Here is an 18,421-nt window from a genome sequence, read left to right as displayed (position 1 = left end):
TCATCATATTTTAAGGTCGTTTTCTGCCTCAAAAACCTTTTTTACTTTTTTGCTTCTTACTAGATTTTGATGATTTTGATGGCATTGTTGTATTACTTAAACTAAATTCATTATAAACTTTAACAATATTTTCATTTGCCCCAATAAAAAGCACTTCATCATTCAAGAATAGTTTTTCATCGCTTCGGGGAATAATAACACGATTATCACGCTTAATCGCAATCAAATTAATATTATAATTAACAGGAATTTGCAAATTCTCTAACTTACGATTAGTTAAGCGAACATTCTTCAAAATAACATGAGCAATTGAATGTTTTTGATCAACAGTAGTTAAATCTAATCCTAACTTTCAAATTGCTCGATAAGCTGCCCTTTTACCAGCTTCTAGTTCCGGTAAAATAATATTACTAATTCCAATTGCTTCTAATAATAACTGATGAGTACTATCAACTGCCTTAGCAACAATATTAATTTCTTCGCCATCATTATATTCTTTTTGTAATGCTAAAATTTGCACAGCAGTAACAACCGAAGCTGCTAAATCTGAACCAACAGCAATAATAATATTTTTAATTTTATGAATCCCAGCATCTTCTAAAGCATCACGATTAGTTGAATCCAAAATTAAAACTTCACTAGCAACATTAGCAGCTAATTGAACTCGATCTTCATTTTTGTCAATTGCTAAACAAACCTTACCTAAATCTTCTAAAGTTCTTACAACTGACATTCCAAACTTTCCTAAACCAATGACACAATAATCATTTTCTGAAGACATTACGATCCTACTTTCTTTTTCTTTAAATATGACAAATAATAATATCATTATACTAAAAATTATTAAAAATCGTTAAATTTAAAAAGGTTAAGTTCAATGTTAATTAAAATAATAATTAAAATCACCCTTGAATATAGGGTGACTTTTTTGCTAATAATTTAAAATTAAAAATAAATTTTAATCAATTCGATTATCACAAGTTCCTGTTGTTTGTAATTGTTTTAAATTTTCAAAAGAAATTTCTGACATATTTTTAATCGCTTCATCAGTAAAGTAAGCAACGTGAGGTGAAATTAAAGTTTTAGGATATAAAGCAATTAATTCTTCAATTAATTTTAAATTACTTGGGAATTTATCTTTAAAATTATGATTAATAATTTCTGATTCATGTGGAAAAACATCAGTTGCATAACCTTCCAAATGATTTGCTTTAATTGCTTTAATAACAGCTGGTAAAGACACTAATTCTGAACGAGCAGCATTAACTAAAATTGTCCCTTTTTTCATTTTTTTAATTACTTCATCATTAATAACATCATCATTTTCACCTTTAAAATAAGGCATATGAATTGAAATTAAATCACTTTTGGCAATAACTTCATCAAAAGTAGTATAAGATAAAAATGATTTAGCTGCTTCATTAGGATAAGGATCATAAGCAATAATTGTTGCATCTAATGCTTTTCACATTTTTGCAGTTTCATAACCAATTTTACCTGTTCCTAAAATTCCAATTGTACAATTTTTAGTTTCTTTAGCAAACATATTGCTATCAATTTTAAAATTACCTTGTCTAGTTTGTTCATAAATATAAGATGTTCGTCTTAATAAACTTAAACCACCATTAAAAGCTAAAGAAGCAATTGCTGTTGGTGAATATCCAGGAACACGACCAATAACATAATTTAATTCTTTGGCAGTTTTTAAATCAATATGATTAAAGCCAGCAGTTCTAGTAACAATATATTTAATTCCTAATTCTTTAATCTTTTTTAAATTATCAGCACTAGCATCACAATTAACAAATAAAATTAAAGCATCATAACCTTTTACTTTATTAACATTTTCATCATTTAATAATTCATTAGTAAATGATAATTTAAAGTTATAATTCTTATTATTTTGCTCAAAAATTGGTTTTTCTGCTTCTTGAATACCATAACATAATACTTTCATTGATAACTCCTTTATATTTTTTAGTATTATTTACCTTAATTTTACCATTAGTTATTTAAAATTCTCAATCAAATTTTAAAAAATACGATAAAATAAATATTATGGAAACTAATATTCTAGGGGAGAAAAAAATCAATGAAAATTAAAATAGTTAACAATCAAAAGATGTTAAATCAAGCTTTAAAAGTTAGAGAAATTGTTTTCATTAATGAACAAAAAGTGCCTTTATCAGAAGAAAATGATCAATATGAAACCGAAGCAACTCATTTTCTAGCTTATAATAAGAAAAACCAGCCAATTGCAACTTGCAGAACAAGAGTCTATGCCGACAATAAAGTTAAAATTGAACGAGTTTGTGTTTTAAAAGCTTATCGTGGTTTAAAAATTGGTGAAAATTTAATTAATTTTGCTGAACAAGCAGCAAAAAGTCAAGGATTTAAAGAAGCAGTTTTAGGTGCTCAAACCACAGTCCTAGACTTTTATCAAAAACTAGGTTATCAAGTTTGTTCTAAACCATTTATGGAAGCAAATATTGAACATTATTTAATGAAAAAAACTTTATAATAATAAAAAATGAGTTCATTCAATTGAACTCATTTTTTTGTTGCTATTTTTAATCTTTATTTATTAGCATCCTTTAATGTAAAAGTAACAGCTGCTGAACCTTTGATTAACAAATCACCATCTTTTGCTGCGACAATAGCACTTGTATGGGGAGCATTACTATCAAGGATAATATTAATATGAGGACTAATTAAAGCTTCAGACACTGGAAAATGCATAATGTCAGTTCCAAGAACAGCTACTGCTTTAATAATAGCTTTAGTAATTTGAGCATCTGTTGAGTTAGTATCAACACCTACTAAATTTAATTTACTATTTTCTTCAGTAACAAAAGAACCAATATCAATTCTAAAATCTTGTGTACCTAAATTAATAGCATCTTTATCAACAGTAACTGTTGCAATTTTTTCATGAGTTGTCGCACTTACTGCAGCAACCGTAATTAAACCTAAAGCTGTTAAGCTTGTTAATAAATTTCTCAATTTCATAAAAAATACCTCCCTTTTTTATTTAACTTATTATATCAATTAATTCTAAAAATTGCATAAAAACTTTTTCTTACCAAAATTAAATAAAAAAGATAAGTTTTATTGACTGGAATCCACCTCCATAAGTATTTTCATATAACTTTTTATTTTCGTGTCTACTTTTTGGGGTGTATTCCACACTATTCTATACCCTTTTTTCTTTTATTATAATGCTTTTTTAAAAATTATCATTAATAAAATAAAAAAATCTTACTTTTAAAGTAAGATTCTAAAATTAATAATTACTATCTGCTACATCTTTTATGCACTCCTGTTACATTCTCTTTTCGATTTGTTCCATCATCTCTTTTAGAAATTAAATATTCAACATTTCAGCAATTAGGATTATCTTGTTGTCAACTTTGATATGCTCCATATTCCATAGGAACTTTACATCAATAACATAATTTATGTTTATTTTTAGCATCTTTCTGAGATCCACAATCACAATCATATGAATTTTTTCAAGTTTTTCTAGCTTTTGATGATAAAAGTTTTTTTAACATTTCTTATATTCCTTCTTGAGTAAGAAGAATCTTATTTCTTCTTTATTTTACTAATTAGACATTGCATCTAATATATCATCCGATAAAATAGGTTTAATAAATGAATCAGTTAAATAAATATCTTTTTTAGTTTTAAAAAAATCATTAACAATCATATCTTTTAAGTCCTTTACTTTAGAAATATGCACTGAAAAAAATTCATTTGTTCCTAATTTTAAAAAATGTTTTGATTCTTTATCAGTAACTGGAATCAATTGATATTTAATTTTTTTAGAGATTATACTTTTTACAAAATCTTCTATTTTTTTATTCTTATCACTATTTAAATCCTGATAATAAATTCTAATAGTTTCTTTGTCTAAATCAATAGATAATTCTTCTTTTAATTTTTTCATATGAAATAATGTAATTAATGGAAAAATTCCATTACTTCTAATATCATTAATATCATTTGCTTTAATTATACTTGTACAACCGTTTTTATTCATTTCAGCAATATAAATATTTTCCTCTAAATTAGGAATTAAAAAAGGTGAATGAGAAGTTAATAAAATAAAAACATTATTTTGATTTTTAAAATTAGTTTCTAAATATTTTGCTAATTCATATTGTAATAAAATATGTAAACTTTTATCGGGTTCATCAACTACTAAAATTGTTCTGCCAAGTTTTGTATCATCTCAAAATTTGATAACTTCTAACATAATAATTAATCATAAAAAAGCTTTAAACCCTGAACTCTGATAAGTAGTTTCTGAACTAGCATAATGTCTATTATTATTAACATTAATTATAATTTGAAACATATTATCATCAATCACAATTTCAGGAATAGTATCCATAGTAAAATTATTAAAAATTTGTGCAAAACAATCTCTAAATCTTTGATTCATTTTATTTTTTAAAGCTCTAATTGTTGGTCGATTTGAAGTTGAACTAGATAAATCAATAATTTTTTGAATCTCAGTAATTGTTGTTTTGCCTAACATATTTAAAATATTTCTAAAAGTTGGATTCAAAGTTTCAGGATTTCTTACTCCAAAAATTGGATATTCAAATAAAATATGATTATCAGCTTCTAAATTACTGGAAAATAAAATATTTGGCCTTGTCTTAAAAACATTTTCAATATTAATTCATACATCAATTACCTTACACAATAATTCTTTGTCTGCATCATTTTCTTTAGATCTCTTAATTTCTCTTTTAGCAGATTCAGGACTTGTAGCAAATCTTCAATATTTAAAATCATTTTCTTCTTCTTGAATAAATAATCCTATAGGTCAGGAATTTTTAAATTTTGAAACTATTGCTTCTTTAATTCTTCCTAAATCAGTTAATCCATCTTTTGTAACATTTAAATTTTTATAATATAAATCCTTATACTGTACAAAATAACGACAAAGATTATCATTCTTAAATAATTTTATTTTTATTTCTTTCAAAGATTCTAAAACATATTTCTTTTCACCTTCATCTAATTCATCAGTATACATAATTTCAGGAACATCTAAAAAGACATTACTTGGATTAAAATACGGATGAAATTCTGTAGTTTTTGATTCGATATTTTTAATATCTTCTCCCGAAAATCATCTAATCGCATCTAAAATATTAGATTTACCTGAACCATTAACTCCTAAAATAATATTAATTTTATTTGAATCTAATTCAATATCTTGACTATCTACAATTGTTCTAAATCTTTTAATACTGTATTTTACTTTCATATAAGTCTCCTCCAATAACATAAATAATTAATACATTAATTATATAAAGAAATTATTACTATTCTGATAAAGTTTTATATATTTTTTATAAAATAAAAAATCTTACTTTTAAAGTAAGATTTTTAAGACTAATAATTTATCTCTTATTAAGCATAATAAATATATGATAATGCAATTGTACCAGTTAATTTAATTCCTGAAAATTTTGGGTCAAAAATTTGATAATTAGTATAATCTTCAACTCCAACATTATTTTTATAAACCATACGACAAAAATTACCAATAGACTCTATTTCAAATCACCTACTACATTCTATACCTGTAGAATTAACTATTAAGTTAGAATCTAAAACAACATGTGAAAATGGATCTCATCTAACAATCATAGACACTTGAAAAAATCAAATATCACCAGAAATAATTACAGTTTTTTTGCCAGTATAATATTGAATAACTTCAAAAGCAGATGTGAAAAATGAATTTTTAATCTCTTTTTGCTTTGATATTTTTTTTAATTCACTATCAATATTATTTAAACTTGATACTTTATCTTTACTTGGTAAAGTAATAACAGAAGGTTTACTAAAATTATCAATTTTTGATTCAACATTAGAAATAGAAGAATTTGATGACTTTAAAAAACTATAGCAATCATTTGTAAAACTTGTAAACGCAGCATGGTCATAAATACTTCCTGTTGCTCAATGATATCAAACACCTAATTTTCAATTAAGATTTAAAATATTATTATTTCAAGAAGTTTCTAAAATTAATCTTGCTTTTTCATTACTTTTATGAGACTTATCAGTTGATTGCAATATTTCAATTATTTCATCATTTTCTCTTAGATTATAATTATAATTTCACATTAAAACTGTTGGATTTTTTTGATACGGACTAGTTCAGTGTTGCACTCCATTTCAAAAATTATACATATACGAATAAGTAATATTAACTAATTTATATTTATTTAAAAATTCAGTTTTATTAGCAGCATATTTTGTAATATCTAATGATAAACCAGAAAATGACTGATCATATCAAGTATCTTTTTTACCTTTGCCAATGATATCATCAACCGTATTTTCTTGTTCAGGTAAATATTTATCAGAATCAGAATGAATATAAACTCTATGAGTTGTTTGATAATTATCACCATTAACACTAAAAGAATCTTGATTTTTAGATAAGTTTTGACTTTCATTTTTTTTATTATCTAAATAAATATTTTCATTAACATAATGAATATTATTAGCTTTTGTTATTTGTGAACTTACAATTGGTGCCGTAGCACTAGAAACTGGAATTACTGCTAAAAAAGCAAGCAAAAACTTTCTCACTATCCTATACCCCTTTTTTTTCTTTTATTATAATGCTTTTTTTAAAAATTACCAGATAAAATAAAGTTATCTTTTGTCATCAAAAATAAAAAAAATCTTAGATAAATATCTAAGATTTCTTATTTATGATTAATATTCACTAGACTTAGCAGCTTCGCCAAGACTTAAAATTTCTTCACTACTTAATAAACCAGTACCAGCAGGAATAATATTTCCAAGAATAACATTTTCTTTTAAACCAAGTAAGTTATCAGTTTTACCTTTAATTACGGCATTAGTTAATACTCTTGTTGTATCTTGGAATGAAGCAGCAGCCAAGAATGAATCAGATTCTAATGGTGCTTTTTTAATTCCTAAAATAATTGGTTTACCAAAGGCAGCAGTTTTACCTTCAATAATTGCTTTAGTATTTACTTTTTTGAACTCTTTAATATCTAAGATTTCTCCTGGCAATAATGTTGTATCACCACTATCAAAGACAAAGATACGACTTAACATTTGTTTAACAATAATTTCAATATACTTATCAGAAATTTCAATTCCTTGTAAACGATATACTCGTTGTACTTCTTTTAAAATATATTGTTGTACTTCAATAATTCCCGCAACTTCAAGTAATTGGTTAATATTAATTGAACCTTCAGTTAGTTTTTGACCAACCTTAACTTCTTGACCAACCTTCACACGAACTTGGGCATTATATTGTGTTTTGTATTCTTTGTAATCTAAGTTAGAACCAATCGAAATTGTGTAAATTCCTTGATCTTCATGAATACTCTTTACGTTACCAGCAAATTCACTAATTAAAGCAACAGCACCTTTTGGACTAGTTACATCTAACAATTCTTTAATTCTTGGTAACCCTTGAGTAATATCAGTACCACCAGCAACACCACCACTATGGAAAGTTCTCATTGTTAATTGTGTTCCTTGTTCACCAATTGATTGCGCAGCAATAATTCCAACGGCTTCACCAATTGCTACTTCATTGCCACTAGTTAAGTTCAATCCGTAACATTTTTTACATACACCACTATTAGCTTCACAAGTTAAAACTGAACGAATATTTACTTTCTTAATTCCAGCATTAATTACTTTTTCAACTAATTGTTCAGTAATTAATGTATCATGTGCTAATACTAATTTATTTTGTTCATCAAACAAGTCACCTTGTAAGTAACGACCAAATAAACGGTCTTTCAATGGCACAATAATATTATTTCGTTTCGCATCAACAATATCACTAACAATAAAACCATTATCAGTTTGACAATCATCTTCAGTAACAATAATATCTTGAGCAACATCAACTAATCTTCTTGTTAAATAACCTGAGTCAGAAGTTTTTAAGGCCATATCAGCCATACCTTTTCTGGCACCATGAGTTGAAATGAAGAATTCTGAAACATTTAATCCATCTCTAAATGAAGATTTAATTGGTAATTCAATAACTTCTCCCTTAGGATTATTCATTAAACCACGCATACCTACTAACTGAGTAAAGTTACTAATATTAGTTCTAGCACCTGAATCTCACATCATGAAAATTGGATTATTAATATCTTGTTTTAAAACATTTTCTAATTGATCTTGAATATCATTTTTTACTTTTGCTCATTTATTAATAATAAGATAATGACGTTCTCTATCAGTTAACATTCCATCACGATAGAATTGATAGATTTTTTTAACATAATCATCAGCTTCTTTAAATAATTTTGCTTTTTGTTCATAAGAAATAATGTCACCAGCAGAAATAGTTGTTCCTGAAAGTGTTGAAAACTTAAATCCTAAATCCTTCATCTTATCTAACATTTCAGCTGTTGATTGAGTTCCATAACGTTTAAAGTATTTATGAATAATATCAGCTAAAGTTTTCTTTTTGAATGGATCAGCAATTTTACGACCTTTAATTAATTCACGGAAATCAACATTAAAGTCAACTAAGTCTTCATTACTGTAATCGTGTAAATTAGTAATTTTTGCTTGGTTAATATAAGGCATATCAGAAGGGAAAATTTCATTAAAAATCAATTTTCCAACTGTTGTAATTAAAATCTTATTATGATCTTGTTCAGCAAACTTATTAATTCCAACATCACTAACTCTAATTCCAATAATCGCATGCAAAGAAACATTATCTGTTTCATAAGCTTTTCTTGCTTCAGTAATATCTTTAAACAATGAGCCTTGTCCTAATTGATTTAATTTTTCAATTGTTAAATAATAATTACCCAAAACCATATCTTGAGTTGGTGTAACGATTGGTTTTCCATCTTTTGGACTTAAAATATTTTTTGAACCTAACATTAAATGTCTTGCTTCAGCAACTGCTTCTTTTGTAATTGGCACGTGAATTGCCATTTGGTCACCATCAAAGTCAGCATTAAAAGCAGGAGTTACTAAAGGATGTAAACGAATTGCTTTTCCTTTAACTAACTTAATTTCAAATGCTTGAATTCCTAAACGGTGTAAAGTTGGAGCACGGTTTAATAAAACTGGTCTTTCTTTAATTACTTCTTCTAAAGCATCTCAAATTCTTTCATCTTGACTATCAATTAACTTTTCAGCAATCTTAATATTCAAGGCAGATTCATTACTTACTAATTTTTGAATTACAAATGGTTTAAATAAAATAATTGCCATATCTCGTGGAATTCCACATTGATACATTTTTAAATCTGGACCAACAGCAATAACACTTCTTCCTGAATAGTCAACACGTTTTCCTAATAAGTTTTGACGGAATCTTCCTTGTTTTCCTTTTAAAGTTGAAGTAATTGATTTTAATGGTCTTTTATCTCGACCTGTTACTGGTCGTGCTTTTCTTTCATTATCAAGTAAGGCATCAACAGCTTCTTGTAACATTCTTTTTTCATTATTAATAATTAAAACTGGTGCACCCATTTGTTTAATTTTCTTTAATCGTTCATTACGAATAATAATTCGACGATATAAATCATTAATTTCAGAAGTAGTAAAACGACCACCATCTAATTGAATAATTGGTCTAATATCAGGTGGAATTACCGGAATTGCATGCATTACCATTCATTCTGGTTTGTTACCTGATTTTAAGAATGAATCAATAACATCTAAACGACGCATTAATTTACGACGATCAGTTTGTGATTTTTTATTGTTTAATTGTTTTTTAATTTCTTCAAATTCTTTTTCTAAATCAATATTTTTTAATAAATATTCAATCGCAGCAGCACCAATTCCAAACTTAGTGTCAGTATGCCTACTAATAAATTGTGTACATTCATCCATTGAAAATGGTCGTGACAAATCACCCAAGCTTTCAGCTAAAATCTTTGCTCTAGTGTAAGCAAATGAATTTTCATCTAAATTTTCTTGAATTAAAGTTACAACTTTTCTTAAACGATTTCTTGTGTCAGTTGCTGCTTTTGGTGAGCCTAAATCAAGAACCATCTTTGGTTTAAAGATTTTATGTGCTCGTCCAGGGTCTAAAACAATATAAGAAACAAAATAAGCAACTTCTTCTAAATCTTTTGCTTTCATATCAATTGCTAAAGCAATTCTTGATGGTGATGCTTTTAACATTCAAATATGAGTTACAGGTTCTTCTAGTTCAATATGTCCTAAACGTTCACGACGAACAATTGCTTCAGTAATTTCAACTTGACAACGTTCACAAACTTTACCTTTATTTTTAATCTTCTTGTACTTACCACAAATACATTCATAATTTTTAATTGGTCCAAAAATTCGTGCATCAAATAAACCATCTTTTTCTGGTTTTAAAGATTTATAATTGATTGTTTCTGGTTTCGTAATTTCTCCATGCGATCAAGAACGAATTTGTTCGGGAGAAGCTAAAGAAATTTTAATTGCACGATAGTGCTTTGTATCAGTAGTATTTGCCATCTTATTCTTCCTCCCTTATTCGAAAAAGCCTTGGGCTTCTTCTTCTGTTGCTTCAACAATCGCTCCTGGTGCTTCGTAATCCATGAAGTTATTTTCCTCTAATGAAACTTCATCATCATAGGCTACTACTTCTTGTTCTTTACCATAGCCATCAATTAAACTAACATTAATTCCTAAACCTTGCAATTCTCTTGTTAGAACATTAAATGATTCAGGAATTCCTGATTTTGGAATCTCTTTATCTCGTAAAATTGCTTCGTAAGTTTTAATTCTTCCTTTAATATCATCAGACTTGATTGTTAAGATTTCTTGTAAAGTATGAGCAGCACCATAAGCTTCCAACGCTCAAACTTCCATTTCTCCAAATCTTTGACCACCATTTTGAGCTTTACCACCTAATGGTTGTTGCGTAATTAATGAATATGGTCCAACATTTCGCGCATGTAATTTATCATCAACCATGTGAGAAAGTTTCAACATATACATTACGCCAACAGAAATTTTGTTATCAAATTTTTGTCCTGTTACTCCATCATAAAGATCAACTTTATCAAAACCATTAAATTTGGCTTCTTTCATAATATTAAGTAAATCATCATTTTTTAGACCATCAAAAACTGGAGTAGCAACTTTAATTCCTAAAGTTTTTGCTGCCATTCCTAAATGTAATTCTAAAATTTGACCGATATTCATTCTTGAAGGTACTCCCAAAGGATTTAACATAATATCAATTGGTGTTCCATCAGCTAAGAATGGCATATCTTCAACTGGTAATACTTTTGAAATAACACCTTTATTTCCGTGTCTTCCAGCCATTTTATCACCTTCACGAATTTTTCGTTTTTGTACGATGTAAACGTGAATAATTTCTTCTACTTCGGAAGGTAATTCATAACCTTCAGCACGCGCATAGCGCTTAATACTTTGAACAATTCCAGCACCACCATTTGGTACTCTTAAAGAATTATCTTTAACATTACGAGATTTTTCACCATAAAGAATTGATAATAATTTTTCTTCTGGTGTTGGTTGTGTTTGACCTTTTGGTGTTACTTTACCAACCAAAATATCGCCTTCTTTTACTTCAGTTCCAACCAAAACAACTCCGTCATCATCAAGGAATTTTCTTGCTTGTTCAGAAGTATTAGGAATTTCTCTAGTAATTTCTTCTTTACCTTGTTTTGTTCGTCTTCGTTCCAATGTATATTCTTCAATATGCATTGAAGTATAAACATCATCTTTCACTAGTCTTTCACTAAGAATAATCGCATCTTCATAGTTATAACCATTTCAAGTCATAAAGCCAACAATAACATTTTGTCCTAATGCCAATTCACCATCTTTCATTGATGGTCCATCAGCCAAGATTTGCCCTTTTTCAACTTTATCACCAACTTTAACTAATGGTCGATGACTAATTGCTGTTCCATAGTTACTACGTTCAAAACGACTTAAATCATAAGTATTAACATCTTTTTCAGATTTAATAATAATTTCATTAGCATCAGCATAAGCTACAACACCAGCTTGTTTTGCTAAAATTGCCAATCCTGAATCACGAGCAACTGCATGTTCAACTCCAGTTCCAACAATTGGTGCATCTGGTTTCAACAATGGAATTGCTTGTCTTTGCATATTAGCTCCCATTAAAGCACGGTTAGCATCATCATTTTCCAAGAATGGAATACAACTTGTCGCAATTGAAACAATTTGTTTTGGTGAAACATCAATAAAATCAATTTCACTTGGACTAACAATAATATTTTCACCATTATTACGAGCAATAACACTCTTACTACTAATATTATTATTGTTATCAAGTTCAATATTAGCTTGACCAATAATATAATTTTTTTCTTCGCCCGCTGTTAAATAAACAACTTCATTAGTTACTTTATTATTAGTTACTTTTCGATATGGTGTTTCAATGAACCCAAATTGATTTACTCGCGCATAAGTTGCCAAGTTACTAATTAAACCAATATTTGGTCCTTCAGGAGTTTCACTCGGACAAATTCGGCCATAGTGAGAATAGTGGACATCTCGAACTTCTAAACTAGCACGTTCACGAGATAAACCACCTGGTCCTAAAGCAGTTAGTCTTCTTTTGTTTGCTAATTCAGCCAAAGGATTAGTTTGATCCATAAATTGTGATAATTGTGATAAGTTAAAAAATTCACCAACAACCGCTGTTAATGGTTTATTGTTAGTAATATTAGTTGGCTTAATTCTGTCAATATCAGTTGTTGCCATCTTTTCTTTAACATTTTTTTCAATTCTTCCCATCCCAATTCGGAATTGATTTTGTAATAATTCACCAACAGTTCGCACACGACGATTAGCTAAATGATCAATATCATCTTCACTACCAACACCATGAATAAAATTCAAAATGTATGATAAAGTTGCAACAATATCAGCAATTGTAATACTGTCAACATTAGAGTTAGTAACACCAACAACATTAATGATATTTTCTTCAATTTGTTCAGTATTATCTTTATAAATTTTAACTAATTGTAGTTGATGTTGATTTTGTTCAGAATTAGCAACTGAATTTAAAGATATTAAACAAGCACCTTTATTTAAGGCTTGTTTTAAAACTTCAATATTAGTTTTGTCAATTAAAGTATTCTTTTTAATTACAATATTACCCTTATTATCTTTAATATCTTGAGCAATAGTTTTATTCAAAATACGATCAGTAATTGTTAATTTTTTAATTAACTTATATCTTCCGGCTTTAGTTAAATCATATTTTTTACGATCAAATAATAAACCAAATAAAAACTTTGAAGCACCATCAATACTTGCAGTTTCTCCAGCTTTAATTTTTTTGTAAACTTCTTGAACAGCAGTTTCTCATGTTGAATATTCATCATATTGATAAGTATTTAATAAAATTTCATCATTACCAAGAATATCAAGCATATCAACTTTTGATAAACCTAATGCTGTTAATAATGTTGTCACAAGAATTTTTCTTGACTTTTCAACTTTAATTTGGATAATTTCTTTTAAAGCATTTTTATTTTTAATTAGTTTATTCTTTTTCGTATCAGTTTCTAATTCTAATCAAGTTCCTCTTGAAGGAATTAAGTCACCAAAATATTTTTTTAATCCAGTTTTAGCATCAACTTCAACTTTAAAATAAGCACCAGGTGAACGAACTAATTGTGAAATCACAACTTTTTCACTACCATTAATGATGAAAGTTCCTTTATCAGTCATAATTGGAAAATCACCTAAGAAAACATCACCTTCACGAGTTAAATTAAAATCAACAACTAATTCTTGATCAGTTCTTTGTTGAACAATAATTTCAATATTTGAAAAATCACCATTATTATGTGGCGTTTTTTCTTCAAAATAATAAGTATCACCACTAATTTTTGGTTCAATAATATTAGTAATATTAAATTGTTCTTTAATTCAACGAGTTAAGTATTGTAAAATATTTTCTTTTGGGGTAATTGGTAATTTACGATTACTATCAGATATTGCTAATGATAATTTCGTATATAATGGTGCTTCATAATTTTTTGATTCTTCTTTTGCTTCTTTAATTGATCTTCGAGGTGTCCGAAATTCTCAATCTAGTAAAGAAAGAATTGTCCGATCATCATTATCAGTAATTGGAAAAATATCATCAAATACTTCTTGGATTCCTTGTTTGTTAAATCAATCGTAAGTATCTCTTTGAATTGCAATCAAGTCAGGTAAATCTAAATTACCAGAAACTTTTGTATAATCTCTTCTTGACGCATAATGTCCAAACTTCTTTGTTGTATATTCCATTGGCCAGCTCCAATTCGTTTTTTTATTTTTTTGTTATTATATAGTCAAATATAACACAATTTGCTTAGAGATTATCTAAGTAGATAAAACCAGTTCAAAAACTGGTTTTTAGTTATCTTAAATTTTTTGTTTTAATAAATTTATTTAATTTCAACAACTGCTCCAGCTGCTTTGAAAGCTTCTTCTAAATCTTTTAATTCAGCAGGTGAGGCATTTTCTTTTAATAATTGTGGTTTTTCAGCAACAGCATCAGTTACTTTTTTAGCAGACATTAAGTCCATTCCTAATTTTTCTTTCATTAATTTAATAACAGCAACTTTAGCAGCTCCTACTTCTTTTAAGTAGATTGAACTTGCTTGCTTTTCTTCTTGAGCAGCATCTGCTGTCCCTGTTGGTGCTGCTACAACTGCTGCTGCAGCTGTTACACCGAATTCTGCTTCAATTGCAGAAACCAATTCTTTTAATTCTAAAGCACTCATTGTTTTAACGTGCTTAATGATTTCGGCATTAGTTAATTTTTCCATTTTATTTTCTCCTTTTATTATATATTCTTAATTATTATTTAATTGATGGGTCTTTTTGTTTTGCAACTGCATCAAATGCTGCTGCTAATTTTTGCACAGGTGCTTGTAAAACACTCAATAACATTGATAATAAGATTTCTTTTGGTGGTAATGATGCAATAACTAGTAATTGTTTTTGATCAATTACTTTATTATCAAAAATACCGGCTTTCAGTTTTAACAACTTATTTTTCTTAGCAAAATCTGATAAAACTTTCGCAGTCTTTAAATCATTTTCAAAACCAAAAACAAATGCATTTGGACCAATTAATGATTGATCTAAATCAGTAAACTTGCTATCTTTCAAAGCACGACTAACTAAATTGTTTTTATAAACTTTAATTTCGGCTCCGGCTTGCTTTAGTTCATGTCTTAATTGACTTAATAAACTTACATCCAATCCTTGATATTGAACAACAATTGTTGTTTTTGCTTTTGTAATTTGATCATGAATTTGATTAATAATTTTTTGTTTTTCTACCATTGCTGGGCGCATCAATTACACCTCCTTCTTCTAGAATTTTGTTACTAGATTATAAGCAATGTAAAAACTCGAGTGAACCCGAGTATTAATTACCACATAAAGAAAACATGGAATTTACCTGGGCAACATGATTAAGACTTGTGTCCGTTGCTGTCTTAGGCTTATTTTCTAGTTTAAATATTATATTATAAATTAGAGTAAAATACAATATCTTTTAGTTAATTTTTATATATTTTTAAACTAAAAATCTTTATTTAAATCATTATAATCATCTAAAACAAAATTTTGTATAAAAAATTCATATGAACCAATTTTTTGAAAGTCTAATTTGTAAAAATTATCAAATTTTTCAAAGACAACACTATCAATTCCTATTTCTAATAAATCTTTATATTTCACTACCTTTTTTTCAGGAATTTTCAAAACATCTCTTAATATCCACTTACCTAAATCTTTATTAGGATTAGACATTATTGCTTTTCCTCCTTGTTGACATACTTTCATATTTAAAATTTCTCCATTAGGTAACTTAACTTTAAATGGATATTTTCTGTCAGGAAAAAAATTTTTAAATTTTTCTCTAAGTTCAGAAGGAAAAGGTATATAAACTTCATCATTATGTCTTAACCTACCCTTTGCATTTCACTGATTTAAGCCACTTTTTTTATTAATAATTTTTTCTTTTCCTTTTTTATAAGAATATAAAGGTAAAATTATTTTCTGCATTTTGTTATCTTCTTTTTCCATCGTTGAACCTCACTATTTTAATAATCATCTAAAGTACAATGCATTTTTTAATTTAAAGCTTTAATTATATTTTCTGCTATACGTTCAATAACAGTAACCGAAACAGAATTTCCAATTTGTTTATATATAGTTGAATTACTTAAATTTTCTGGAATTATATAATTTTTTGGAAATCCTTGTAATAATAAACATTCTTCTGGTGTTAACTTTCTTATTCTTTCAAAATTATCTTTTATTATAGGTATATTATGTCCTCCCATACCCATATTAGCTGTTAGAGTAGGTGATAAACCTGATTTATTTTCTCTAACATAAACACGTCTATATTGATATATAGCATTATTTTTAACTACATTTTCTTTTAATAAGTTAAAAACTTTACTCTTTTCTGAATAATAGTATTGCGAAGGAACTTCTTTATTTCAATCTATTAATTTATTTATTGTATTTGTTAATGGTATTTTTTCAGGTCATTGAAACTTATTAAAAGCTTTTTTTGAAGAAAACGCTATTATAAATAGTCTTTCTCTATTTTGCGGAATATTACCATATTCACAGGTATTTAATATTTTTTCTGTAACTTCATAATCTAATTTTTTTAACTCTTCTTTAATTATTTTATAAGTTTTTCCAAAATCATGAGTATATAAATTTTTTACATTTTCTAAAAAAACTACTTCTGGTTTTCTGTTTATCTTAACTAATTCATATATTATTTTTGTCACTTGAAAAAATAAATTTCCTCTATCATCATTAAATCCTTTTCTTTTACCAGCTACAGAAAAAGGTTGACATGGAAAACCACCAGCTAAAATATCAAAATTAGGTAATTGTTCTATTTTTAAATTAGTTATATCATCAAGAATAAATTCAGTATTGGGAAAATTTTCAGAAAAAGTAATTTTACAAAACTTGTCAATATCATTTGCTAAAATTGAATCTACATTAACTTTTTTAAAACCTAAATCAATTCCACCAATCCCAGCAAAAAGGCTTAAAACCTTATATTTTTTCATTCTAAACAATCCTTTCTGTGATATTTAATAATCTAATTATATAGAAAATATTAAAGTTAATTATTTTAATTTAAAAATATACATCCTATCTACTCTAGTTGCTCTGCCTGCTTTTGTGCCTAAAGAATTAGTAGCTTTTTTTTCTTGAATAATAGAATCAGCATATGTTTCTTTTAATCTAAAAGGAACAACTTTTTTAATTTCATCTCACATTAATTCAAAATAATTATGTATTCTTTTATTATTAGCATCACCAATTACTAAAATAACTGTAGTATCATTATTACAAATTTTTGCAATTTCTAATAAATAATTAGTCATAAAAATTTTATAACTTAAAAAATTATGACGATCATCTAATTTAATATTATTGTTATCTTGATTATTATTAAAACCCAACATTCACATTTTAATTCAATTTTGTTTTGTATAATTAATTAAATTTAAATAAGGTGGTGAAGTAAAAATTAATTTTGGTTTAATATCAAAATATTTATTTATTTCTAAAGCATTTCCTAATTTTACTTGAGCAATATTATTAGAATATTTTGATTTTTTTAAAATATAAATTGCACGATTTTTTATTTTCTCAAATATATTATCATCATCAGGTTTCTTAAGATTATGTTTTACAGCATAATTTCTAACATAATTAACTGACATTGAAGTATGATTACTCATACTTAATGAAAAATATATTGACTTTCCACTTTTTCTCATAGGTCCATGCATAATACCTAACGTTATAGCCAAAATAAAATTATCAAGAGTTGATATTTTTTTAAATCTTATTCCTAAATTTTTCTTAATAAAAACTAATTGATGTAAATTTTTCTCACTATAATAAACTTTTAAATCATCATAAGTATTATCAAAATCATAAATAATATTATTATTTGAAAAATACTTTTTTTCTCAATAATTAATTCTTTTTAAAACATCTTCAATTTTAAAACTTTGAGATTTTGCACGAGACAAAACATATGCAAATGGATTTAAATCTATAGCATAACATTTACGATCTAACAATCTTGCTTCTAAAAGAGTAGTACCTCTTCCAGAAAATGTATCTAATACAACATCATTCTTGTCACTATATGTTTTAAGAAAAAAACTAGCCAAACTTGGAGAGAACATAGCTACATAAGAACAAATACGATGCATTTGATCACCTCAAAGTCGGTTATGCTCTTTTCAAGTATCTTCTTTTGGCAATTCTAAATTTTTACCAGTTTGAAAATCCCTATAAATTACTATGTTTGTATCCAATTTCATTATTTTACCTCTTTTTTTAAATT

General features: G+C 26.8%; 14 protein-coding genes and 1 other annotated feature. Of the genes, 1 reads left to right on the top strand and 13 read right to left on the bottom strand.

Annotated features, from left to right (window positions below; all coding sequences use genetic code 4):
- Positions 1-10: 10 nt before the first annotated feature.
- Both LT335_RS03260 and LT335_RS03255 read right to left on the bottom strand, forming a co-directional pair.
- Positions 11-781 carry a potassium channel family protein gene (locus LT335_RS03260; protein WP_249728651.1) on the bottom strand — a complete coding sequence of 257 codons (771 nt, stop codon included), beginning with the start codon at positions 779-781 and terminating at the stop codon, positions 11-13.
- A gap of 177 nt (positions 782-958) precedes the next feature.
- Entirely contained in the window at positions 959-1,957 is a 999-nt protein-coding gene (locus LT335_RS03255) for an NAD(P)-dependent oxidoreductase (RefSeq protein WP_249728649.1), read from the bottom strand.
- Positions 1,958-2,092: 135 nt separating this feature from the next.
- Here LT335_RS03255 and LT335_RS03250 point away from each other — a divergent pair, with 135 nt between their 5' ends.
- Positions 2,093-2,521, top strand: a complete 429-nt coding sequence (locus LT335_RS03250; protein ID WP_249728648.1) for a GNAT family N-acetyltransferase — start codon at positions 2,093-2,095, stop codon at positions 2,519-2,521.
- Between the two features lie 56 nt (positions 2,522-2,577).
- Here the strand turns inward: LT335_RS03250 and LT335_RS03245 are convergent, their stop codons facing one another.
- From LT335_RS03245 to LT335_RS04595, 11 genes are all read right to left on the bottom strand, one after another.
- Positions 2,578-3,009, bottom strand: coding sequence for a hypothetical protein (locus tag LT335_RS03245; RefSeq protein WP_249728646.1), 432 nt, complete (start codon positions 3,007-3,009; stop codon positions 2,578-2,580).
- A gap of 284 nt (positions 3,010-3,293) precedes the next feature.
- Positions 3,294-3,554, bottom strand: a complete 261-nt coding sequence (locus LT335_RS03240; protein WP_249728645.1) for a hypothetical protein — start codon at positions 3,552-3,554, stop codon at positions 3,294-3,296.
- Positions 3,555-3,604: 50 nt separating this feature from the next.
- Positions 3,605-5,284, bottom strand: a complete 1,680-nt coding sequence (locus LT335_RS04600; protein WP_249728644.1) for an AAA family ATPase — start codon at positions 5,282-5,284, stop codon at positions 3,605-3,607.
- A gap of 146 nt (positions 5,285-5,430) precedes the next feature.
- Positions 5,431-6,624 carry a hypothetical protein gene (locus tag LT335_RS03230; protein WP_249728642.1) on the bottom strand — a complete coding sequence of 398 codons (1,194 nt, stop codon included), beginning with the start codon at positions 6,622-6,624 and terminating at the stop codon, positions 5,431-5,433.
- Between the two features lie 129 nt (positions 6,625-6,753).
- The gene (rpoC, locus tag LT335_RS03225; RefSeq protein ID WP_249728641.1) at positions 6,754-10,515 is read right to left on the bottom strand and encodes a DNA-directed RNA polymerase subunit beta'; all 3,762 of its coding nucleotides are present in this window, start codon (positions 10,513-10,515) and stop codon (positions 6,754-6,756) included.
- A gap of 15 nt (positions 10,516-10,530) precedes the next feature.
- Positions 10,531-14,313: a DNA-directed RNA polymerase subunit beta gene (gene rpoB, locus LT335_RS03220; protein ID WP_249728639.1), complete on the bottom strand. Its 3,783-nt coding sequence runs from the start codon at positions 14,311-14,313 to the stop codon at positions 10,531-10,533.
- 140 nt (positions 14,314-14,453) lie between these two features.
- A complete protein-coding gene (gene rplL, locus LT335_RS03215; RefSeq protein ID WP_249728638.1) occupies positions 14,454-14,837 on the bottom strand; it encodes a 50S ribosomal protein L7/L12 in 384 nt (127 codons plus the stop codon).
- A gap of 34 nt (positions 14,838-14,871) precedes the next feature.
- Positions 14,872-15,372: a 50S ribosomal protein L10 gene (rplJ, locus tag LT335_RS03210; protein ID WP_249728637.1), complete on the bottom strand. Its 501-nt coding sequence runs from the start codon at positions 15,370-15,372 to the stop codon at positions 14,872-14,874.
- 40 nt (positions 15,373-15,412) lie between these two features.
- Positions 15,413-15,538, bottom strand: a sequence feature (ribosomal protein L10 leader region).
- A gap of 62 nt (positions 15,539-15,600) precedes the next feature.
- Entirely contained in the window at positions 15,601-16,107 is a 507-nt protein-coding gene (locus LT335_RS03205) for a phospholipase D-like domain-containing protein (protein ID WP_249728636.1), read from the bottom strand.
- Between the two features lie 47 nt (positions 16,108-16,154).
- Positions 16,155-17,123, bottom strand: coding sequence for a DNA cytosine methyltransferase (locus LT335_RS03200; protein ID WP_249728634.1), 969 nt, complete (start codon positions 17,121-17,123; stop codon positions 16,155-16,157).
- Positions 17,124-17,183: 60 nt separating this feature from the next.
- Entirely contained in the window at positions 17,184-18,398 is a 1,215-nt protein-coding gene (locus LT335_RS04595; protein WP_249728633.1) for a DNA methyltransferase, read from the bottom strand.
- Between the last annotated feature and the right edge of the window lie 23 nt (positions 18,399-18,421).

Source organism: Spiroplasma attinicola (assembly GCF_023509825.1).
Classification (GTDB): Bacteria; Bacillota_I; Bacilli_A; order Mycoplasmatales; family VBWQ01; genus Spiroplasma_D; species Spiroplasma_D attinicola.
This window is presented reverse-complemented; position numbering and strand designations above follow the sequence as displayed.